Source organism: Rhodophyticola sp., assembly GCF_965284195.1.
GTDB lineage: Bacteria > Pseudomonadota > Alphaproteobacteria > Rhodobacterales > Rhodobacteraceae > Rhodophyticola.
In genome coordinates, this window is record NZ_CBDIRM010000001.1 from 2,535,700 (window position 1) to 2,555,665 (window position 19,966).

The 19,966-nt window shown below is 63.1% G+C and carries 19 protein-coding genes and 1 pseudogene; 8 read left to right on the forward strand and 12 right to left on the reverse strand.

The annotated features are described in order from the left end of the window. Positions 1-24 precede the first annotated feature (24 nt). Entirely contained in the window at positions 25-525 is a 501-nt protein-coding gene (locus ACQ651_RS12600; protein ID WP_227287607.1) for a tRNA (cytidine(34)-2'-O)-methyltransferase, read from the reverse strand. Continuing rightward, positions 518-1,360, reverse strand: coding sequence for a DUF6206 family protein (locus ACQ651_RS12605; RefSeq protein WP_430449459.1), 843 nt, complete (start codon positions 1,358-1,360; stop codon positions 518-520). The genes ACQ651_RS12600 and ACQ651_RS12605 overlap by 8 nt, the downstream gene beginning before the upstream one ends. Before the next feature lie 105 nt (positions 1,361-1,465). On the opposite strand from ACQ651_RS12605, the gene ACQ651_RS12610 reads away from it, so the two are divergent. Both ACQ651_RS12610 and ACQ651_RS12615 read left to right on the forward strand, forming a co-directional pair. After that, the gene (locus tag ACQ651_RS12610) at positions 1,466-1,942 is read left to right on the forward strand and encodes a HugZ family protein (protein WP_227287605.1); all 477 of its coding nucleotides are present in this window, start codon (positions 1,466-1,468) and stop codon (positions 1,940-1,942) included. Positions 1,943-1,974: 32 nt separating this feature from the next. Further along, positions 1,975-2,466: a hypothetical protein gene (locus tag ACQ651_RS12615; RefSeq protein WP_430449460.1), complete on the forward strand. Its 492-nt coding sequence runs from the start codon at positions 1,975-1,977 to the stop codon at positions 2,464-2,466. Positions 2,467-2,469: 3 nt separating this feature from the next. Here ACQ651_RS12615 and ACQ651_RS12620 read toward each other — a convergent pair whose 3' ends face one another. From ACQ651_RS12620 to ACQ651_RS12635, 4 genes are all read right to left on the reverse strand, one after another. Further along, a complete protein-coding gene (locus ACQ651_RS12620) occupies positions 2,470-2,946 on the reverse strand; it encodes a DUF427 domain-containing protein (RefSeq protein WP_227287603.1) in 477 nt (158 codons plus the stop codon). A gap of 137 nt (positions 2,947-3,083) precedes the next feature. Next, a complete protein-coding gene (locus tag ACQ651_RS12625) occupies positions 3,084-5,378 on the reverse strand; it encodes a glycosyl hydrolase family 28-related protein (protein ID WP_227287602.1) in 2,295 nt (764 codons plus the stop codon). A 176-nt stretch (positions 5,379-5,554) separates the two neighbouring features. Beyond that, a complete protein-coding gene (locus ACQ651_RS12630) occupies positions 5,555-5,968 on the reverse strand; it encodes a DUF4864 domain-containing protein (protein WP_430449461.1) in 414 nt (137 codons plus the stop codon). 100 nt (positions 5,969-6,068) lie between these two features. Continuing rightward, positions 6,069-7,649 (reverse strand): lysine--tRNA ligase, encoded by a 1,581-nt coding sequence (locus ACQ651_RS12635; protein WP_430449462.1) that lies wholly within the window; start codon positions 7,647-7,649, stop codon positions 6,069-6,071. An 85-nt stretch (positions 7,650-7,734) separates the two neighbouring features. Here ACQ651_RS12635 and ACQ651_RS12640 point away from each other — a divergent pair, with 85 nt between their 5' ends. Then, positions 7,735-8,184 carry a tellurite resistance TerB family protein gene (locus ACQ651_RS12640; RefSeq protein ID WP_375551564.1) on the forward strand — a complete coding sequence of 150 codons (450 nt, stop codon included), beginning with the start codon at positions 7,735-7,737 and terminating at the stop codon, positions 8,182-8,184. Positions 8,185-8,271: 87 nt separating this feature from the next. On the opposite strand, the gene ACQ651_RS12645 is transcribed toward ACQ651_RS12640, so the two are convergent. Continuing rightward, on the reverse strand, positions 8,272-8,553 hold the full coding sequence (locus ACQ651_RS12645) for a hypothetical protein (RefSeq protein WP_227287599.1): 282 nt from the start codon (positions 8,551-8,553) through the stop codon (positions 8,272-8,274). A gap of 139 nt (positions 8,554-8,692) precedes the next feature. Here ACQ651_RS12645 and ACQ651_RS12650 point away from each other — a divergent pair, with 139 nt between their 5' ends. Continuing rightward, complete coding sequence (locus tag ACQ651_RS12650) at positions 8,693-8,881, forward strand: PLD nuclease N-terminal domain-containing protein (RefSeq protein ID WP_227287598.1); 189 nt, start codon at positions 8,693-8,695, stop codon at positions 8,879-8,881. 71 nt (positions 8,882-8,952) lie between these two features. Here the strand turns inward: ACQ651_RS12650 and dacB are convergent, their stop codons facing one another. From dacB to ACQ651_RS12670, 4 genes are all read right to left on the reverse strand, one after another. Next, positions 8,953-10,410 carry a D-alanyl-D-alanine carboxypeptidase/D-alanyl-D-alanine endopeptidase gene (gene dacB / locus ACQ651_RS12655; RefSeq protein WP_430449463.1) on the reverse strand — a complete coding sequence of 486 codons (1,458 nt, stop codon included), beginning with the start codon at positions 10,408-10,410 and terminating at the stop codon, positions 8,953-8,955. Between the two features lie 155 nt (positions 10,411-10,565). Then, entirely contained in the window at positions 10,566-11,168 is a 603-nt protein-coding gene (locus ACQ651_RS12660; RefSeq protein WP_375551562.1) for a nicotinate-nucleotide adenylyltransferase, read from the reverse strand. A gap of 114 nt (positions 11,169-11,282) precedes the next feature. Then, positions 11,283-13,214: a calcineurin-like phosphoesterase C-terminal domain-containing protein gene (locus ACQ651_RS12665; protein ID WP_430449464.1), complete on the reverse strand. Its 1,932-nt coding sequence runs from the start codon at positions 13,212-13,214 to the stop codon at positions 11,283-11,285. A 227-nt stretch (positions 13,215-13,441) separates the two neighbouring features. After that, positions 13,442-13,657, reverse strand: a complete 216-nt coding sequence (locus ACQ651_RS12670; RefSeq protein WP_227287594.1) for a hypothetical protein — start codon at positions 13,655-13,657, stop codon at positions 13,442-13,444. Between the two features lie 359 nt (positions 13,658-14,016). On the opposite strand from ACQ651_RS12670, the gene ettA reads away from it, so the two are divergent. Next, positions 14,017-15,672, forward strand: coding sequence for an energy-dependent translational throttle protein EttA (gene ettA, locus ACQ651_RS12675; protein WP_121899001.1), 1,656 nt, complete (start codon positions 14,017-14,019; stop codon positions 15,670-15,672). A 452-nt stretch (positions 15,673-16,124) separates the two neighbouring features. On the opposite strand, the pseudogene ACQ651_RS12680 reads toward ettA, so the two are convergent. Beyond that, positions 16,125-17,346: pseudogene (locus ACQ651_RS12680) on the reverse strand (IS3 family transposase). A gap of 140 nt (positions 17,347-17,486) precedes the next feature. Here ACQ651_RS12680 and ACQ651_RS12685 point away from each other — a divergent pair. The 3 genes from ACQ651_RS12685 to ACQ651_RS12695 all read left to right on the forward strand — a co-directional run bounded on the left by ACQ651_RS12685 (position 17,487) and on the right by ACQ651_RS12695 (position 19,872). After that, on the forward strand, positions 17,487-17,795 hold the full coding sequence (locus ACQ651_RS12685) for a HigA family addiction module antitoxin (protein ID WP_430449465.1): 309 nt from the start codon (positions 17,487-17,489) through the stop codon (positions 17,793-17,795). Positions 17,796-17,976: 181 nt separating this feature from the next. Beyond that, positions 17,977-18,171 (forward strand): hypothetical protein, encoded by a 195-nt coding sequence (locus ACQ651_RS12690; protein WP_430449466.1) that lies wholly within the window; start codon positions 17,977-17,979, stop codon positions 18,169-18,171. Between the two features lie 15 nt (positions 18,172-18,186). Beyond that, complete coding sequence (locus ACQ651_RS12695) at positions 18,187-19,872, forward strand: recombinase family protein (protein ID WP_430449467.1); 1,686 nt, start codon at positions 18,187-18,189, stop codon at positions 19,870-19,872. Positions 19,873-19,966 lie beyond the last annotated feature (94 nt).

Here is a 19,966-nt window from a genome sequence, read left to right on the forward strand (position 1 = left end):
ATCATGGCCAGGCGGCGAAACGGCTCAGACGAAATGGCGGCGCATCGCCTGATAGACCACCGCTGTCGCCGCATTGGCGAGATTGAGCGAGCGGATATGCGGGCTGCGCATCGGGAGATGAAAAACCCGGTCCTCCATCCCGTCCAGTATCTCGGGTTGCAGACCTTTCGTTTCGCGCCCGAAGACCAGATAGGCATCGGCGGGGTAGTCCGGCGCATAGACCGATGCCGCGCCATGATCTTCGAAGAAGAAAAGCCGCTCACGACCGGGCTGCCGCGCCTGCAGAAATTCGGGCCAGCTGTCATACTCACTCAGCCGGACATGCCGCCAATAATCCAGCCCGGCCCGCCGGACGGATTTTTCCGAGATATCGAACCCGTAGGGGCGGATCAGGATCAATTCGAGATCCAGCGCCACACAGGTGCGCCCGATCGTGCCGGTGTTGCCCGGTATCTCCGGCGTGACCAGCACGACCTTCATCCGGGGGGCCGGCCGGTCGGCGGGTCCGGTGCCCGCGTCAGACATTCGGCTTGCCTTCCAGACCCAGTATCCGGCGGGTGGCGGTCCAGATCGCGGGCAGGCGCGGCGGTGTGTCCAGTTCCGCCATCACCTCGTCTTTCAGTGCGCCCGTCAGATGCGTTTCGGCAAACCCCCGCGCCCAGTCAAGCAGATCGGCCTTGTCATCGGGGCGGAGCCGCACCGCGCTGCCGATCAGGCCGACGATGGTGCCTGCGGGGGAATACCATTCGTCCTGGATGGCGCGGATCCGTTCCGGCAGGACCGGACCGATACCGCGGATCAGCCGGGATTCCGAAAACCGCAGCAGAAGCCGGCCCATCTCTTCGCGCGAATAGCCGATCAGCGGCGGGAACGTGTCGAAGAATATCGGCCCCTCCTGCCCCATGGCGAAGTTGCGGATCGACGGATGATAGCCGATGCGTTCGGGCCGGCGCGCCACCGCCGCCCAGAAGCCCGCGATGCTGATCGCCGCCTGATCGAGCAGTGCGATCGCCGTTTTCAGATCCGCGGCCAGCAGCATGTCGCGGAGCATGGTTTCCGGCGGCAACGCCTTTTGCAGGATTACCGGGCGCTGGAAGCCCGCCTCCTCCAGCAGCAGAAACTGCGTCTCGGGCAGAGTGACGCCCGCATCGCGCAGACAGGCGGCATAGGCGTCATGGCGGCGCGCCAGAAGCTCCAACACCTCGGGGTCGCGCCCGCCGCGATAGGTCTTGATCACCCGGTCCGACAGCGGCCCCGACCGGGGGCGGAACGGGGCGCAGAAATAGCCCAGGCGGCTGACGGGATCCCCCCGGTCCGCAAGCGCGTCGCGCACGGCGCGGTTCAGTTCGCTGGTGTTCATGTCCCGCCCTTTCCGCTGGCATTCCCGTGGTTAGGGCGGGGCGCGGCCACGTGCAAGGGTGCCCCGGTTCTGGCGGGGCCGTCGGCCTTGTGATATCCGGACCTCATGGCCGACGCCCCCAACCCGATCCGCGAAACCGACGATGACGCCCGCGCGCTGGCCCGGGGCCTGATCGCGGCCGCGCGCTACGGGGCGCTTGCCGTGATCGAGCCCGAAACCGGCCTTCCGATGGTCACGCGGATCGCCGTGGTGCCGGGCCCGGACCGGGCACCGATGAGCCTGATCTCGGATCTGTCGAGCCATAGCGCGGCGCTTGCGGCCAATCAGGCCTGTTCGCTGTTGCTGGGTGAACCGAAGGCAAAGGGCGACCCGCTGACCCATCCGCGGATCACCCTGCAATGCCGGGCGCAGCGCGCGGACAAATCGGCGTGGCGCGAGCATTATCTCGGCCTCTATCCCAAGGCGCAGCTCTATTACGATTTCGGCGATTTCCGGATGATCCGGTTTCAGATCGACCGCGCGCTTCTCAATGGCGGATTCGGCAAGGCCTTCCATCTGACAGCGGATGACCTTGCGCCCTAGGCGATGGCCGGTTTCCGTGCCATGCTATCCCCATGAGAGCGATTGACCCCGATCTGCCCGGGCGTTGGGGCCTGCCGGGCGAACCTTTCACCTACGAGGTTCTGCCCGACGGAAGCTATCACGTGGCCGATGCCGCGGCGCCGCTGAGTTTCTCGGACGATGCGGCGGAAATGACCTGGGACGGTCAGGTTTTCGACAGGCAAGGCGCACCCGGTATCGGCGTCGAGGGCGCGTGGCGCGCGCGCGACGGCGCCGAGCACTGGGTGTTCACCGCCGATGGGTCCTATCAGGTCGGATGGGGCGACACGCGCCCGCCGGCAACCGGCATCTGGGCCCTGCACGATCATGGCCGCAGGCTCTGGACACGCGAAAAGCTGGCCCAGTTGACGACCGACGGGGCCAATGTCGTCTTCCACCTGATCGGCGGCGGCCCGCAACCCTATGGCTACACCGTAAGCGACGGGATCTGGACGTTGCTCGACCCCACAAGCTGGAAGAAACGCGCGGCCTATCACAGGCTGTGACGCTCACCAGAACTCGGTTCCCGGCGCGCCCTTGATCCGGCCCCGCAGGTTCGGGGTGACCCAACCGCCATAGAAACTGCCGGGCTGTGGCGAAACCTGCTGATCGCCCACGAAACAGGCATCCATCGGCTCGGAGTAAAACGCGAGATACCCCGCGAGCGACGCGAAGGGTTTCGACGGGCGCGAAAAGCTCCAGGCGGCGCGCGGCCGGATCTCGCCGCCCGCCTGCGCCGTCCAGTAGCGCGCGGCCCCTTTCCATTCGCAATAACTGCTCCCCTGCGCCGCCTTCAGGACACCGGCCATCACATCCTGTGGCGGAAAGTAATAGGTCGGCGCGTGGTGGGTTTCCAGAACCCGCAGCCCGGCGGTCGTATCGGCGATCACCACCCCGCCAAGCACGACTCGCAGCCTTTGCGCAACCTGTTCGATAGCAGGAGGTCGTGGATAATCCTGCACATTTTCAGAGGGAAGATCGTTCATTGCGCTCTCCGACTTGGGAACGCCCCCGCCCCTCCGTCGACCCGGGACCTAACACAGCGCCCTCATCGAACAAGCCCCCCCGATCTGGATCGGCGGGGGCTTGCCTGTCTGTCATGGCCCTGGCGAAAAAGCAGGCGTCAGACCGTGTCGCAGCGCGCGGTCAGCTGCACGGACCCCCTGACGGCCTGCGACCAGTTCAGCCGGATCGAGCCGCGGTCAACGCCATGCCGGGTGGTCGCAAATGGCGTGGTATAGACCGCCACATTGGATGCAGTACGGATTGACCCCTCTGGCACGACAGAGGTCACCACACGCGCCTCGGTGCCGAAGGGCAGCCAGTTCCGCAGATCCATCTCCCAGACCTGCTGCGCGGTGTTTTCCGTCATCTTGACGGTGACGGGGTTCTGGGCATCCTTGATGATCCCGTGGAACGTGTTCCCCGTCATCAGGAAGGACCGCGTCCGGCTGGTATCCAGCGGAGCCACGCTTTCATCCACGCCGTCGACCCGGTCAAGCGCCTGGCCGTTGAGCTGCTTGAACACGTTGTCGCAAATCGACAATCCGTTGATGTAATGCCCCGGCCCCATCGGCTTGATGATGATGAACTTGATCCAGGGCGCCGCCCCGTTCGAGGTGAAGATATTGCCGTTGATCGTCAGCCCGCCGAAACTCAGCTCGTTTTGCAGCTCGGGCCTCGGATCATGCTCGTTGACCCATTCCAGGAAATTGTTGTCGATGTAGTTTCCGGTGATCGTGGATTTGACATTGGTATTGGTCAGAACGATCCCGGCGCTGCGCAATCCGTCGGTTTCCGCATCGCCCTGGAAGTAGTGATTGCCGATCACCATGTTGCCCGACCCGGTCAGGACCGCGAAATGCTTGAAACGCACCGCCCGGTTGTTTCGGATCTTGGGATCGTTGCGATTGACGTTCATGCAGATCGTCGTGCGATCCTGCGCCCGGGCCGACTGTTCGTTCGACAGGAACTGGCAACGGTCGACCTGAAGACCCTGGCATCCGCTATCGGCCGAGGTGATGCCGCGGTCCTTGGGGCCGGTGAAGAAGCAATCGCTGAACTGGAAGGTCAGACCGTTGATCGGCAACATCACCGCGCTGGAGCGTCCGGCGCAGAGGAACTCGATATTGCTGATGACAAAGCGTTGCAGGTTCTGAAACCCGATGAAGTCCAGAAGATACTTGAAGCGCCGGAATGTGTAGGTCTGGCTTTGCGGCGGCACGTTGAGCGGGTTCGACAGAAACACCTTCCCCGCCGCGACATTCTTGCCCGAGACATATACTTCGCGGCCCACGCCTTGCGCCGCCGTCACCAGAGACCCGATCTCGATATTCGCCACATTGGCGACGTCGGACAGCTCGGACGGCTTGGTAACGACCCAAGTGCCGGTTCCGGTCTGAACCTCGTCCTCCCAGCCGGTGCTGTTATCCGCGCTGATCTGTCCGTTTCTGATGACGCGGCGATTGGCATAGGAGTTCTTGTTGTCCACCACCGCCTGCACATCGATCGGCTCGCTCAGCAGCACGCGGCGCCCGCCCATGTCGAACGCCTCGTGATCGGATTGGTTGAAGAGCGTCTGAATACCTTTCTTGAAGCCGATGACATCGTCGCCGAATGCGTCGGAATAGGCATCCAGATCGAAGTTCTTGGTCAGTGCGAGCCGGTCCGTGTCCGACATGATCAGCCGGCCCTCGAAGCGGACGGGGCTGTTCATCGTCAGGTTGCCGACAATGCGGTAATCGCCCTCGGAGACCAGCACCTCGCGCCCGGCGGCGGCGGCATCGGCGGCCAGAAACGCCGCCCGGTCATTGGTTGTACCGTCGCCCATGGCGCCGAAATCCCGGACATCGACCCAATCCATCAGCTTGCGGTGGAACACATGGGTGATGTCTTCGATACGGATGCTCTCGATCCGTACAATCCCGCCATTGGGCCCGGTCAGATCGAGACCGAAATAGCCATAGGCCGCCGTTTCGCCCCAGGGCATGTCCACCCCGCCCCGGTCGCCCAGCCCGACAATCGCCGAGATCGTCACCACCTCGCCATAGCTGGTCAGGCTCGTCGATGGCCCGGTCTGCGGCACGCCACCCACATTCGCATCCGCGGCGGTGCCGGCCCAGCCCCCGATGCGCACATCGGGCAGGTTGCCCGCGACTGCCTTGAGGCGGGCCGAGATGCGCAGATACATGCCCGGCAGCATCGGCGTCTGCCCCATGTAGCGCAGGGTCGTAACACTGTCGGTTTTCAGGATCTCAAGGCAGGTGCCGAAATCCTGATCCGCGGGCACCAGCGCGGCATTGGTTGCGGTTGCATAGGTGTCGCTGCCGGGTGTGCCGTCCTGGCGCGACCAGACCCCAAGCCCATCGCCGAATTCCGGCGGCATCAGCATCAGCCCGTCGGTGATCACCTTGTTCATATCAAACCCTTTCCTGCGCGCGGAACGCGCACGCATCTGGCCCCGCAGGACCAAGGGGCCCTGAAAGGCAACCTCGATTGTTCACATGTCCGGAGAGACCGGCCCGCAAATCAGGGCCGGATACGCTTCAAGGATTAGCGCAGATTAGTTAAGGCAGCTTTAATGCGGCGGCGTTTTCACGCGCCCACCTCCGGCGCGCGCAGGAACTGGACGCCATTGATCTGCCATCCGGCCTCCGTTTCGATCATCTGATAGCCAAGGACATGGACCCGGCCCTGACGATCGGTCACCTGAACGCGCTGCACCACAAGCCCGCCAAGCGTCTGCAGATCGAGATAGTCGATCCGGCCCGGGCGCCAGACCATCGGATATCCCTCGCGAACCATGCGCCCGAAATTCTCGGGCGTCTGGAACAGGCGCTGGATATTGGGGCTGGCATATTGCCATGCGGTGGCGAGGTCATCTGCCAGAAACGCCTCGAACTGGCTCTGGATGGTGGATTCGATGGCCGGGTTCGGGGCCAGAACCTCCTGCGCCTGCGCCCAGGCCGCGGCCCAGATCAGGCCGAGCGTCAGAATAAATCGCCGCATGGGGTCCGTCCTTCCCGCACCGTCTTCGGATATGAAAAAGGATAGACCGCGCAGGGATCCGGTCAAACCCGCCATGGCGGCCCGTCGCCCGGTACGCCGGTCAGACGGCGAGGGTCCCGGCCAGCCCGTCCTCGATCAGCCCGATGGTCTCGGTGACGCCGTAAAGCGCCACGAACCCGCCAAATCGCGGCCCCTGGCTTGCGCCCAGAAGCACTTCGTAAAGCGCCTTGAACCAGTCCCGCAGCGGCTCGAAGCCGTGATCCTTACCCACCGCGAAGACGAGCGTCTGCAACGCCTCGTCGTCCTGCGGGCCATCATAGGCGGCCAGCCGGTCGGCCAGATCGCGCATCGCGGCGGCCTCTTTTTCATCGGGCAGACGGAACACCTTATGCGGCTTCACGAAGTCGTTGTAGTACCGCACCGCAAAGCCCGCAGCCTGATCGAGATCGGGGTGGGTCTCGGCGCTGGCATCGGGCGCATATCGCCGGATGAAGCCCCAAAGCGCCTCCTTGTCCTCCGCATGGGCGACGGATGCCAGATTGAGCAACATCGCGAAGCTGACCACCATGTTCGAGGCCGGCACGTTGTGGCCGTGAATATGAAACACGGGGTTGTTCAGCCGCGCCGCGGTGTCCTGCCCCGCATAGGCGCGCAATTGCTGATGATACTCGTCTACCGCCTTCGGGATCACGTCGAAATACATCCGCTTGGCGGTTTTCGGCTTTTGATACATGAAGTAGCTCAGGCTCTCCGTGGAGGCATAGGACAACCATTCGTCGATGCTGATCCCATTGCCCGTGGACTTCGAGATCTTCTGCCCGTTCTCATCCAGGAACAGCTCGTAGGTGAACACTTCGGGCGGCTTGCCGCCGAGTTTCGAGCAGATGGCGGAATAGATCGCCGTGTTGGGGGCATGCTCCTTGCCATAGCTTTCCCAATCGACGCCAAGCGCGGCCCAGCGCGCTCCGAAATCGGGCTTCCACTGCAGCTTGACGTTGCCGCCGGTCACGGGGAGCGTCCATTCGCGCCCCTCCGCGTCATCGAAGGTGACCGTCCCTTCGCCCGCATCCACCTGCTTGATCGGCACATACAGCACACGCCCGGTTTCGGGGTGGATCGGCAGGAAGATCGAATAGGTCTGCTGGCGCTCCTCGCGCAGGGATTTCAGCATCACCGCCATCAGGTCATCATAGCGTTCGGCCGCGCGCAAAAGCGTTTCGTCGAAGGCACCGGAGCGATAGAACTCGCGGGCGGAATAGAACTCGTACTCGAAGCCGAACGTGTCCAGAAACCGGCGCAGCATGGCGTTGTTGTGGTGGCCGAAGCTCTCGTGCTCGCCGAACGGATCGGGGACACTCGTCAGGGGCATCTGCAGATAGTCGGCCAGCATCTCCTGGTTCGGCACGTTATCGGGTACCTTCCGCATCCCGTCCATGTCGTCGGAAAAGCAGATCAGCTTGGTGGGGATGTCCGACAGGATCTCGAACGCGCGGCGCACCATCGTCGTGCGCAACACTTCGCCGAAGGTGCCGATATGGGGCAAGCCGCTTGGCCCGTAGCCGGTTTCGAACAGCACATAGCCCTTTCCGGGCGGGCCGTTTTCATAGCGTTTGACCAGACGTCGCGCCTCCTCGAAAGGCCAGGCCTTGGAGTTGAGTGCGGTCTCGCGCAGATCGGTCATTTTCATCTTCCATCGTTTAGCCGCGCCACCTTGCCGCGCGCCGCCTGCACCTATTGCCCCGCGGGCTCAGGGTCAATAAATTCCAATGACGCAAATGCCCACAGGAGCCCCCAACGTGACCGATGATACCTCCCTTTCCGCGCAGGACGCGCTGGTTGCCGTCATGGTCGCCGTCTCGGTCTCCGATGAAACGATCCGAACCGCCGAGCTTGTCACCATCGAGGAGTTGGTAAATCACCTGCCCGTTTTCGCGGATTACGACACCGACAGGATGAAGCGCGTGTCGCAGACCGTGTTCGACCTGTTCGAGGAGGAGGACGGGCTGGACGCGCTTTTCGGGCTGATCAAGAACGCCCTGCCCCACCGGCTGTTCGAGACGGCCTATGCGCTGGCCTGCGACGTTGCCGCCGCGGACGGCCTGCTGCGGCAGACCGAGCTCGAATTCCTGATGGAAATCCGCTACCAGCTCGATATCGACCGGCTCCATGCTGCCGCGATCGAACGCGGTGCGCGGGCAAGGCATATGGTACTGTAATCAGGCCATGAACGGCGACGGGGCAGTTCTTTCGAACCACCCCGGGAATGCCAGCTGACGTTAGCTGCTACTCAGACCTGTCGGTCGTTATCCGTCATTCTCGGGCGGCGTCACGCGCAGCGTCGGCACTTCGATCGTTTGAGTCTCGGTCGTGACCTCCACTTCGGGAACCTCGACCTCGACGGTCTCGCTCTCCACTGCGATCTCGCCCACATCGGCGTTGAACTCAGGCATTTGCCCCCCTTCGACGGAGACGTCGACATCGGGCAAGCGGGCTTCCTGCGTCTGATCGATATCGATCATGTAGATCGCGCCCACGATTGCGACAGCCGCGACAGCGCCAATTGCGATGTATCCACCGGTTTTCATAAGATACTCCTTTTCAATCTTCGGGCTCTCAACCAGCCGGCGCACAAATTGGTTCCCCAAATTATTATTGGAACCCAAACCCGGGGGCGCCGCGTTGTTTCCGCAGACAGGCTTCTGTCCACCTCGCAAAGGAAACATCATGGAATATGGTATTTTGGGCCTGCTGGTCCTGATCGCCAACATCTACGCGATCTACAACATCGTCACTTCCGGCGCCTCGACCGCGGCGAAGGTCGTCTGGACGCTGGTTATTCTGATCCTGCCGGTTCTGGGCTTCATCGCCTGGCTGATCGCAGGGCCCAAGAGCGACGCAAGCGCCCGGGTGTAAACCATCCGTTTCGCGCAGAGACAAACCCGGTCCGGGCTTCTCCGAGCCGGGTTTTCCCCATCCGAAGGCCTTTATGTGTAGAGAGCGGCCCATCGCTCGACTAATTGCTGCTGCAACCGCTTTGCGCGTCGGGTGTAGTCGCGCCCGCCCTCCGGGCGTTCCATCTGTGCCGGGTTCAATGCGCCGCGCCGATCCAGATCGGCGCAGAATACGGCGAAGGCGAAGTCACGGCCCGTGGGCGCGCGCGCATATCCCGCCAGCGAACTGACGAAATTCAGCGTTCCGGTCTTGGCCACGACCTCCACCGGATGATCGGGTTGCAGGTTGCCCTCGGCATCGCGCATTGGGATCGCCCTCATCAGGCGGCGCAGCATGCCATCGGCGCCCGCCGCCACCAGAGCCTGGGTCATGTCCTGCGGGCGGACCCGGCTGGCCTCCCCCAGCCCGGAATGATCGACAAAGCTGGAGTTCCGCGCCGCAAGCCGGGATCTCATCCAGGCGCTCATCTCGTCGGCCGAAGCGCTGAGCGAGCCGGGCGCCGCACCGCCTGCGATACTCGCACTCAACCCCACCGCCTCGGCCGTGATATTGGTGGACCAGCGCATCATCCCGCGCAGGATGTCCTGCAACGGCTCGCTGACATGTTCGACCAACACGCTCCCGCTCTCGGGGGGCGGGCCTTCGCCCGGCCCGTCAAGAACGATCCCGTTCGAGCGGGCCAATGTCTGGAACACCTCGGCCGCGTAGAGATGCGGCTGGCGCACCGGCAGCCAGCGGCTGCCGCCATTGCCGAGCGCGCCGCGGGCGACCGTCCAGTTCTCCCGTCCTTCGCGCTGCTCATAGGTGTATACGGGCACATCGCGATCCGCGACACGCATCCGGGCAAGGCTGACCGCAGGGCGGAGCGTTTCCGAACGCGCGTCCATCCGGACGGTATACTCCCCCTGCTCCCGCGCCCATTCGAAATGCACCCGGTTGAAGTTGAGATTGAGCCCCGAAATCGCGGGGTTGTAGCCCACATGATCCGGCTGCTCCGGGTCGATCTCCCTCACATAGGGCAGCGCGCCGGTGGCCAGCATCAGGCGGCCCGTCACCTCGCGCAGGCCGGCCTCCCTCAGTGCGATTGCCATCGCGCTCAATTGATCGGTTCCAAGCAGGGGATCGCCACCGCCGACCAGCCACAGGTCACCCTCCAGCCGGCCATTGGTGACCGGCCCGCCGGCGACCAGACGGGTCTGGAACCGGTAACCCGGCCCCAGTCGGTCCAATCCATAGGCGCAGGTGATCGCCTTGGCCACGCTTGCCGGCGGCATCCCGTAAAGCGGGCGTTCCACCTCCAGCATCTCGCCCGTACGCGCATCGGCAACCGCATAGCCCACACGCCCGCCCAGCCCCGCCTGGGTGATCAACTCGGACGGTGACGGGATCGCGCGCTGCCACAGCCCGCTGGGACGGACCAGCGGCCTCAACGAGGTTTCGGGTGGCATTGCAAAGCCGGGCTGCGCCAGCCCGGCCAATACGCCACTCAAGAAAACCCGCCGAGAAACCATTTCAAAAAAAGCCCTGTCGCCGTATTCAACTAAACCGCAGCCCGGCGGGCGGCTCAACCCTTTCGATGCTCACAAAAACCTCATATCCGGAATGGATGACATCCGGAACGCGGCGCGCGGCGCGCCGTGTGCGATCAGCGCACCCAGTCGCCCCGCGCCCTGATCTCGCTGGACGATACATCCAGCATCGGCACGTTCAGAAAGCACCAGGCCGGCGGCTCCGACATCGCCAGGCGCGAGGCGGCGGCAGCCGGCAGCTTGTGGCGGCGGAAAACCTGCGCCGCCTTGGAGGTCCGTGCCGAAATGCGTTGTCCCGGTCGGGCCATCACGCCAACAGGCACGTTGCGCATGATCCATTCCCACCGCTGCCAGCGGTGAAAGCTCGCCAGGTTGTCCGCGCCCATCAGCCAGACAAAGCGAACACCGGGGTAAAGCGCAAACATCCGCTCCAGCGTGGCGCCGGTGTACCGCGTGCCCAGACGGGCCTCGATATCCGTCACCTCGACTCTTGGGTGCCGCACAAGCGCCCGCGCCGCCGCCATCCGACGGTCGAGCCGTGCGGGCCCTTCGGCCTTGAGCGGATTGCCGGGCGACACCAGCCACCAGACCCGATCCAGCTCGAACCGCTTCAATGCCTCCCGGCTTACATGCACATGGCCTGCATGAGGCGGATCGAAGGACCCGCCGAAAAGACCCACCCGCATGCCGGGCCGCGCATTGGGAAAACCGCTTCGCAAGGGCCTCACCCCGTTGCATACCTGTCAAAGCGGTCTGGTAGCAGCCCAACCCCTTGGGCGCAAAAGAAAAGGGCGGCACGGATGCGCCGCCCCCCTCGCAATGTCCGGGGCATGTCAGTTCGTGGGGTCTTCCCAGAGGCTGTTGTCCCATAGCGGCACGGGCCGTTCGCTGCGTACTTCGAAGGTGATCCGGTCCCGCCATTCGCGCCCGTGCTGATCGGTGGCGGTCACGGTGATCACATGGGCGCCCTCGGGCAGATCGGCGGGCATTTCCAGCCGCCAGAGGTGAGAGGAACTGTCGGCGATCATCCAGGCCTCAGCCGATTGCGGGACCGCGGGGCCGAACTGCCGGCCCTGCCAGATCTCGAAGCCCTGCGCCCGCGCATCGCCCGATTGCGATTGCCATGCATAGCGCCCAACGGTCATCTGCCGCGGGACCGAGAACGGATCGGCATACTCCGCCCCTGTCAGAACATCCTCGCCATTGCCGGCCTGCGTCCGTGTCATCTCCATCATCGGGCCGTCGCCGATCTGGGCCATCACACGGCTGTTCCGCGTTCCGTTCCAGACATTGGCCGTGAGATAGACGCCCTCCCCCAGTTCCTCCGGCGTGAACAGTTTCACATCGGCCAGATCGTTCACGGTTAGCGGCGGGGCGTCGGTACTTGTGTCGTCCCGCGCCTCGGTCCAGGCGAACAGCTCGGTGAACCAGTCGCGGAATTGAGGCGTGTTGAAGCTGAGCGCCATCTGACGGTCGGGGCTCTGGTTCGCGGCATGGAAATTCACCACGAAATCCGAACCGTCGAACTCCACGATCATGTAGCCCGGCGGTGTACCGCCCCGCGCAAAGGACATCGGAGTGCCATCGAAGCTCAGATCGCCGAAGAACCAGTTGCCCGAGGGCGCGCCGCCCACCACATGGTCGAAGGGCAGCCGGGTGACGCCCACCTGCTCTTCCCAGCCTTGGTACCACTCGCCGGCGGCCAGATATTCGAACGTATGCGTGTGGCCCGAGAAGGAGACCTCGGGCCGCCCCGCCAGCATCTCGTGGATCTGGGCCAGATTGTCCGTCTGGTGCCGTCCTGTGTTGCTGTCGATGAAGGACACGAACGGAATGTGATGCATCAGCACCACCAGACGGTCCTCCGGCACCAGTGCCAGCGTCGCCTCAAGCCAGGCCATCTGGTCGTCGGTCACCCGGCCGTTATAGACTGTCCGCTCGGGGTCGGCGCAGGCATCGCGCCCGCCGGGGCCGCTGTCTTCCGGACCGCAGGGATAGACCACGTTGTCCAGCGCCACGAAAAGCACCTCGCCCATCTCGAAGCTGTAGTAATTGGGGCCGTAGATCTGGCGCCAGCTATCGGCGGAATGCACATCGCTGGAGGCATCGAAGTCGAAATCATGGTTCCCGTGGATATAGTATTGCGGCAGGTCCAGCACCGAAAAGACATCCATGAACCGCGGCAGCAGGCTCAGATCGTCGCCCATCACGTCGCCCAGCATCACCATGCACCCCGCGTCGCTCAGATCGCGGTCCAGGAGGCTGTCCAGCACGCCGTCGCGGACATAGCCGACCTCGGTATTCGAATAGGGCTGGGTATCGCCCATCATCACGCAGGAAAACGCCTCGTCGATACCGGTGCGGATCATCGGGAAATTGATCGCATCGGGCAGCGGACCGGTGGGTGCCAGCCCGCCATAGCGCAACGTCTCGGGCGTGCCCTCGGGTTTGTGATGGTAGAAGAACTGCGGAACGCCATGGGCGTTTACCGGCACGTCCCACGCGGCCGGTTCGCTGACCATGACGGTCATGTTGTCGAATACCGGCAGGCGATAGCTGCCATCGGGCCCGGTCTGGGTCACGTCGCGCCCGTTCGACACAATCACACCGCCCACACCGGGTTCGTCATCCTGGCGCACACCGTCGCGGCTGAGATCGTGGAACACCACGCCTGTCACCGTTTCGGTCGTGCCGCCGCTGCCCGGCACCACGTGAATATCGGCCACATAATCGGTCCGCGCCAGCGCTGGCGCGGCAACACTCAAAGAAACCGCCGCGAGCAAACATGCGCGGCCCGTGAAACGTCCTGGAGTCATGGGTCACCTTCAGTTTTCAATGAAACGTGCCCGAGGAATGCATCCCCCCGGAGCCCCAAGCCTGCACCCGCCGGATGACGCTGCCATGTCAGAACGGACACGTCTGAATGAAACCGGCAGGAAGCCGCCCGGCCGGGGTCGCCGGCCCCGGTACCGAGGCCGGCGGGGGATGCGCGCTAGAGGTTGAATATGTTGATCCGGGGCGGCGGGTCGACCGACCGCGGCGGCCGGGCCTGCGGCAGCAGGCCCACATCATGGCGCAGATAGTCGGGGATATCGGCCGGTGGCGGCAGATCCCGCTTGGCCGGTTTCAGACGGGCCAGCAAGCGGCCAAGGATACGCAACACCGCGCCGGGGCTCCGGCGCCGGGGATGAACGGATTGAGGTGTCATTTCGTGCTCTCCAATCAAAATGGAAAGCCGCCGCATGAGGTCGGGAAAATAGAAAAAGGCCGCGTCATGGGCGGCCTTCGAACAGGATTAGCTGATCGTGCCGCGTTTACGGGTCAAGGCCGCGTAGGGCCGTGCGGGTCACGATCATCAAGTCCATGGGTTTTCCTCGTCGAGGGGTTCAAGTGCGGGGTGCCTAGCGGGCGGCCTGAGTCGCTGCAACCCCAAATCTCGCGGATGCCCCCGCTCGGCGAAAAACCGTGGCATCCGGGTTACCGCGAATTCGCGCCCGTGCGATTGCCCATTCCCGCCGGCCCAAGTAAAGAACGACGAAACCCCATTTTCCGAGTGGAGCATGACCCATGGCCAGTTACCAATATGTCTATCACATGGATGGCGTCTCCAAGACCTATCCGGGCGGCAAGAAATGCTTTGAAAACATCCGGCTCAGCTTTCTTCCCGGGGTGAAGATCGGTGTTGTCGGCGTAAACGGCGCGGGCAAATCCACGCTGATGAAAATCATGGCCGGGCTCGACAAGGACTTCTCGGGGGAGGCATGGGCCGCGGAGGGCGCCAAGGTCGGCTATCTCCCGCAGGAACCCCAACTGGATGAGAGCCTGTCGGTCCGCGACAACGTCATGCTCGGCGTCGCCGAGAAAAAAGCCAAGCTCGACCGCTTCAACGAGTTGGCGATGAACTATTCCGACGAGACCGCCGACGAGATGGCGGCACTTCAGGACGAGATCGACAGCAACAACCTGTGGGATCTGGACAGCCAGATCGACGTCGCGATGGAGGCGCTCCGCTGCCCGCCGGATGACGCGATGCCGGAGCATCTCTCGGGCGGGGAACGCCGCCGCGTGGCATTGTGCAAACTGCTGCTCGAAGCCCCCGACATGCTGCTGCTCGACGAACCCACCAACCACCTTGACGCGGAAACCATCGCCTGGCTTCAGCAGCACCTGATCGACTACAAGGGCACGATCCTGATCGTCACCCATGACCGCTATTTCCTGGATGACATCACGGGCTGGATCCTGGAGCTGGATCGTGGACGCGGGATCCCGTACGAAGGAAACTATTCCGCCTGGCTGGAACAGAAAGCCAAGCGGCTGGCTCAGGAAGCGCGCGAGGACAAATCCCGCCAGAAGACGCTTGAGCGCGAACTGGAATGGATCCGACAGGGCGCAAAGGCGCGTCAGGCCAAGCAGAAGGCCCGGATCAACGCCTATGAGGATCTGGCCAGCCAGTCCGAGCGCGAGAAGCTTTCGCGCGCACAGATCATCATACCCAACGGTCCCCGGCTTGGCGGCAAGGTGATCGAGGTGAACGGGCTTGCCAAGCATTACGGCGACAAACAGCTGATCGAAGACCTCAGCTTCGCGCTTCCGCCCGGCGGGATCGTCGGCGTGATCGGCCCCAACGGCGCGGGCAAATCCACGCTGTTCCGGATGCTCACCGGGCAGGAGGAGCCAGATGCCGGAACGCTTGAATACGGCGATACGGTCGATCTGGCCTATGTGGACCAGTCGCGCGATGCGCTTGCCCCCGATGCCACCGTCTGGGAGGAAATCTCGGGCGGGGCCGAGATCATCGAGCTCGGGGATGCGCAAATGAACTCCCGCGCCTATTGCTCGGCCTTCAATTTCAAGGGCGGCGATCAGCAGAAGAAAGTCGGACAGCTGTCGGGCGGCGAACGCAACCGGGTCCATATGGCCAAGTTGCTCCGGTCCGGCGGCAACGTCCTGCTGCTCGACGAACCGACCAACGATCTGGACGTCGAGACCCTGCGCGCGCTGGAAGACGCCCTGACCGAATTCGCCGGCTGCGCGGTGGTCATTTCGCACGACCGGTTCTTCCTCGACCGTATCTGCACCCATATCCTGGCCTTCGAAGGCGAGGCGCATGTGGAGTGGTTCGAGGGCGATTTCTCGGCCTATGAGGAAGACAAGAAGCGTCGCCTCGGCCCGGACGCGCTGGAACCGAAACGGGTGAAATACAAGAAATTTGCAAGGTAGACGCCCAGCGGCGCCGGCAAGTGCAGGGCACGGCGCTTGCCGGGGACCGCGGGTGCGATGTTCGTCAATGAAACAGCTGTCGGCAGGGTGGTCCGGCCGCGCGCCGTCGCGGCCTGCCGTTTTCACCAAGGCCTTGTGACCGGGGCCGACATGACATTACCGCTGATCTGTGTTCGTCAGATGTAAAAGCCGGTCCCGATTTTCTCTGTCGCTTCCGTTGTGGGTCAGACACGCCAAGCGAAACCTGCCAGGTCAGACGCAGCCGTTGAGCGGCCTCAAGGAGGGGCTGCCTAAGAGCCCTCGAATGACATCCCCGGATTTCAGGAGCCCGGTGTTGAGGGATGCATAGCTCGGCCATAACCCTCCACGCTGGAACAACTCCAATACGAGTTTACGCATGCTGAAAGCCCGACCAACTGAGCTGGCCTGCTGCCGGTTTCGTAGACGGCAACTTAAGCTTTCATAGCTCGCTCCTCGAAGGTCATAGGACTTAGATAGCCAATGGTCGAGTGACGTCGCGTTGGGTTGTAGAACCGCTCGATGTAATCGAACACATCGGCGCGCGCCTGTTTTCTCGTCCGGTAGGTTTTTCGCCTGACCCGTTCGGTTTTCAGGGAAGAGAAGAAGCTCTCCATCGCAGCGTTGTTCCAGACATTTCCGGACCGGCTCATTGAACAGATGATGCCCTGATCGGCCATCAGCCTTTGGAATGGTTCGCTGGTGTATTGGCTGCCCTGGTCCGAGTGGTGCAGCAGTTCCTGCGGCCTGCCTCTGCGCCAGATTGCCATGATCAGCGCATCCGTGACCATCTGCGAGGTCATCTGGTCGCTCATAGACCAGCCAACAACGCGCCGCGAGAACAGGTCGATGCCGGCAGCAACATAGAGCCAGCCTTCTGCGGTCCAGATATATGTGAAGTCTGCCACCTATTACCTGAGGGGCGATGCTTGCATCGCCGAGAGGGCATTTCTGGTTCGGGCCATTCGCCTCGAACTCTCGCTCAAGCACGTTCGCAGCTATGACCGACCTCCTGCCTTGGTCTTTCGGTGGTTGCCGACGCCTGGGGCGAGCTCTGAAGGCTGCATTCCGCATCAATCGTTCAACGCAATGCAGGCCACAGGCGTAACCTTCTTCGAGAAGATCGTGCCAGACCCGTCGGGCTCCATAGGTTCGGTCCGATCGCAGAAAGCTCGCACGGATCGCCGTCGACAGCTCTTCGTCGCGGATAGACCGGTCGCTACGTGGCCGCGTCAGCCAGGCATGAAAGCCCTTCGTGACACACCGAGCGTGTCACACATCCAACTTACCGGCCAGACCCTTCGGTGCTTCGCCCATCTCGGCAGATTTGCCATGCAAATCGCCTGCCAGGCCATGCACAAACCCAAACATCACAGCTGGTCCTTGACAAAGTAGGCGGCCGCTTTTTTAAGATATCACGCTCCGCCTTCAGCTTGGACACCTCACGTCGAAGAGACCTGAGCTCTTCTTGCTCTGGCGTCAGCTTGCCATTTCCGGGGAAAGCTGCGGGGCCATCAGCCTCGGCAGCACCCACCGCCGAAGCACGGTGGCATGTATTCCAAGATCCCTCGAAGCCTGTGCCGCATTGACACCACGCTTCGTCACCAATTCCACCGCCTCCTGCTTGAACTCGCGGCTGAACATCCTTCTCGTCATATAGATTCTCCAGTTTCATAAACACCTTATCTCGGCCTCCACAAAACCGGCAGCAGGCCTGATCTTCGCCTGGGATGGCGGCAAGGGTGAAGCCAGCGACGTCTATCTCGACAACCATAGCTACCGATGAGGTGAGACCCATGTTGACGACCAAGCGCAAACCGGCCCCGGTGTCGGAAATCCTGATCGAGGAGTTCATGAAGCCGATGGAACTGACCCAGGCCCAACTGGCCGAAGCGATGGGTGTGCAGCGTAAGCATGTGAACGAGCTGTGCAACGACCGCCGCAATGTGACGGCGGCCACCGCGCTGATCCTGGCGCGGGTATTCGGTAACAGCCCCGACTTCTGGCTCAACGTCCAGCGGCGCACCGAACTTTGGGAGGCGATGCACGATCCGAAGGAACAGGCCCGGATCGAGCGGGCCAAACCGCTGTCGACCGCCGCATGACGACCGCCCTTCACACACCTTTCCCGCCCTTGACCGTCATGCGCTTGTCTTTGCGCGTCGAAGCACGCATCGCACTCCGGCGTGCGGACAGGCGATTCCGCGCCGGGCGGTCCAGTTGCATCGTGAGCGGATGGATCGTTCCCGGCGCCTACATCGCACACCGATCGGCCGGCCCCAGGCTATGGGGGCCGGGCCAGCCGATCTCTACGACTATTTCCGCCCCGTCGAACCATCCGGCAAGCGCCGCCGCGCGCAAAAGCGCATCACCATCACCGACGACTGGCCGGAGATTGTGCCGATCACCGAGTTCGAGGTCCGGATCGTCGAAGCCTATTTCGGCGACGTGCTCGACGAACTGTTCGGGCCGCTTCCCTAATCTGAGGATCATGCCATGACTGACACAGCCTCTCGCTCACTGGAGGCTGTGCCCAATAGCCGCTCCGTTCGCGCCGCGCTCTATCTTCGTGTCTCGACGAACCGGCAGGCCGAGCATGATCTGTCCATCCCCGACCAGCGTCGCCAAGCCGAGCGCTACTGCAAAGCCAAAGGCTGGCAGATCATCGCGGAGTATGTCGAGCCGGGCCAGTCGGCGACCGACGACAAGCGCCCCGAGTTCCAGCGCATGATGGACGCGGCACTCCACGGCGGCTCGCCCTTCGACGTGGTGCTGGTCCATTCGTTCAGCCGGTTCTTCCGCGATCAGTTCCAGCTTGAGTTCCACGTCCGCAAGCTCGCCAAGGCGGATGTGCGGCTTGTCTCGATCACACAGGATTTGGGCGATGATCCGATGAGCAACATGATCCGCCAGATCATGGCGCTGTTCGACGAATATCAGTCGAAGGAGAACGCCAAACACGTCTTGCGGGCCATGAAGGAGAATGCGCGGCAGGGCTTCTGGAACGGCGCGCTGCCGCCCATCGGCTATCGCACCGTCGAGGCCGAGAAGCGCGGCGCCAAGATCAAGAAGAAGCTGGAGATCGATCCCATCCATGCCGACACCGTGCGATTGATCTATAGACTCGCGCTGCGTGGCGACGGCGACAGCGGCCCGATGGGGCTGACGACGATCACCAAGCATCTCAACGAACGCAACATCCGCACCCGCGATGGCGGGCGCTGGGGCATCGCCGCCGTCCACCAAATCCTGACCCGCACGACCTATGTCGGCGAGCATCGCTTCAACACCTACGATTCGAAGGCCAAGCGCCCGAAGCCCGAGTCCGAGCATGTCGTCATGGAGGTGCCGTCCATCGTCACCAAAGACGAATGGCAGGCGGTTCAGGCCCATCTCAAGTCTCGCAATCCCAAATGGACGCCGCCCCGCACGGTCAGCGGACCGACGCTGCTGACCGGCATCGCCTTTTGCGCCTCCTGCGGCGGCGCGATGACGCTCAGGACCGGCAAGGGCGGGCGCTATCGCTACTACACCTGCTCCACCCGCGCCCGGCAGGGCAGCAACGGCTGCGGCGGCCTAACCGTGCCGATGGGCAAGCTCGACACGGCGGTGACGGCTCACATCGAGAAGCGCCGGCTTGATCCACGCCGGCTCACCGCGCTCTTGTCCGAAGTTCTAAACCGCAGGGATGACTACATCGCCCGGCGGCGCACTCACATCACCGAGCTACGCCAGCGCGCCTCGGAGGCCGACGCCAAGCTCAAACGGCTCTACGAGGCGATCGAAAACGGTATTGCCGACCTCAACGATCCCGCGTTGAAGGGCCGCGTCGCCGAACTCTCCGCCATCCGCGATCAGGCCCACGCCGATGCCGAGCGGGCGGCGGGTACGATCCAACGCGTAGGTCCTGACCTGACAGAGGAAAAAGTGAAGGCGTTCGCCAGCGCGGCGCGTAAGCGTCTGCGCAAGAGCGACGGCACCTATCGCCGCGATCATCTGCGTGCCGTCGCACAGCGTATCGAAGTGATCGACAAGACAGAGGCCCGCATCATGGGATCGCGCACCGCGCTTCTCAAAACGCTTACCGCCGCCAGCGCACAAACGGAGGCCACGGCCGTGCCCACTTTGGAACTGAAATGGCGCGCTGGGGAGGATTCGAACCCCCGACCCCTTGATTCGTAGTCAATTCTGAACTCGAATCACTTCTTCACATAGCAGAACTAAAGCGTATGATTATATTGTGTTTTTATCCATTTCGGTGAACATGGTTGACCAT

What these genes read in the sequence shown, in the direction of transcription:
- ACQ651_RS12635 (WP_430449462.1), bottom strand. Translation starts at nt 7,649, where the DNA reads ATGACCGATCTGCGCGAGACCGCACTCAACTCCAAGGCCTGGCCTTTC.
- ACQ651_RS12690 (WP_430449466.1), top strand. Translation starts at nt 17,977, where the DNA reads ATGGGGGCCGGGCCAGCCGATCTCTACGACTATTTCCGCCCCGTCGAA.
- ettA (WP_121899001.1), top strand. Translation starts at nt 14,017, where the DNA reads ATGGCCAGTTACCAATATGTCTATCACATGGATGGCGTCTCCAAGACC.
- ACQ651_RS12605 (WP_430449459.1), bottom strand. Translation starts at nt 1,360, where the DNA reads ATGAACACCAGCGAACTGAACCGCGCCGTGCGCGACGCGCTTGCGGAC.
- ACQ651_RS12600 (WP_227287607.1), bottom strand. Translation starts at nt 525, where the DNA reads ATGTCTGACGCGGGCACCGGACCCGCCGACCGGCCGGCCCCCCGGATG.
- ACQ651_RS12615 (WP_430449460.1), top strand. Translation starts at nt 1,975, where the DNA reads ATGAGAGCGATTGACCCCGATCTGCCCGGGCGTTGGGGCCTGCCGGGC.
- ACQ651_RS12685 (WP_430449465.1), top strand. Translation starts at nt 17,487, where the DNA reads ATGTTGACGACCAAGCGCAAACCGGCCCCGGTGTCGGAAATCCTGATC.
- ACQ651_RS12695 (WP_430449467.1), top strand. Translation starts at nt 18,187, where the DNA reads ATGACTGACACAGCCTCTCGCTCACTGGAGGCTGTGCCCAATAGCCGC.
- ACQ651_RS12650 (WP_227287598.1), top strand. Translation starts at nt 8,693, where the DNA reads ATGGAATATGGTATTTTGGGCCTGCTGGTCCTGATCGCCAACATCTAC.
- ACQ651_RS12630 (WP_430449461.1), bottom strand. Translation starts at nt 5,968, where the DNA reads ATGCGGCGATTTATTCTGACGCTCGGCCTGATCTGGGCCGCGGCCTGG.
- ACQ651_RS12645 (WP_227287599.1), bottom strand. Translation starts at nt 8,553, where the DNA reads ATGAAAACCGGTGGATACATCGCAATTGGCGCTGTCGCGGCTGTCGCA.
- ACQ651_RS12625 (WP_227287602.1), bottom strand. Translation starts at nt 5,378, where the DNA reads ATGAACAAGGTGATCACCGACGGGCTGATGCTGATGCCGCCGGAATTC.
- ACQ651_RS12620 (WP_227287603.1), bottom strand. Translation starts at nt 2,946, where the DNA reads ATGAACGATCTTCCCTCTGAAAATGTGCAGGATTATCCACGACCTCCT.
- ACQ651_RS12670 (WP_227287594.1), bottom strand. Translation starts at nt 13,657, where the DNA reads ATGACACCTCAATCCGTTCATCCCCGGCGCCGGAGCCCCGGCGCGGTG.
- ACQ651_RS12640 (WP_375551564.1), top strand. Translation starts at nt 7,735, where the DNA reads ATGACGCAAATGCCCACAGGAGCCCCCAACGTGACCGATGATACCTCC.
- ACQ651_RS12610 (WP_227287605.1), top strand. Translation starts at nt 1,466, where the DNA reads ATGGCCGACGCCCCCAACCCGATCCGCGAAACCGACGATGACGCCCGC.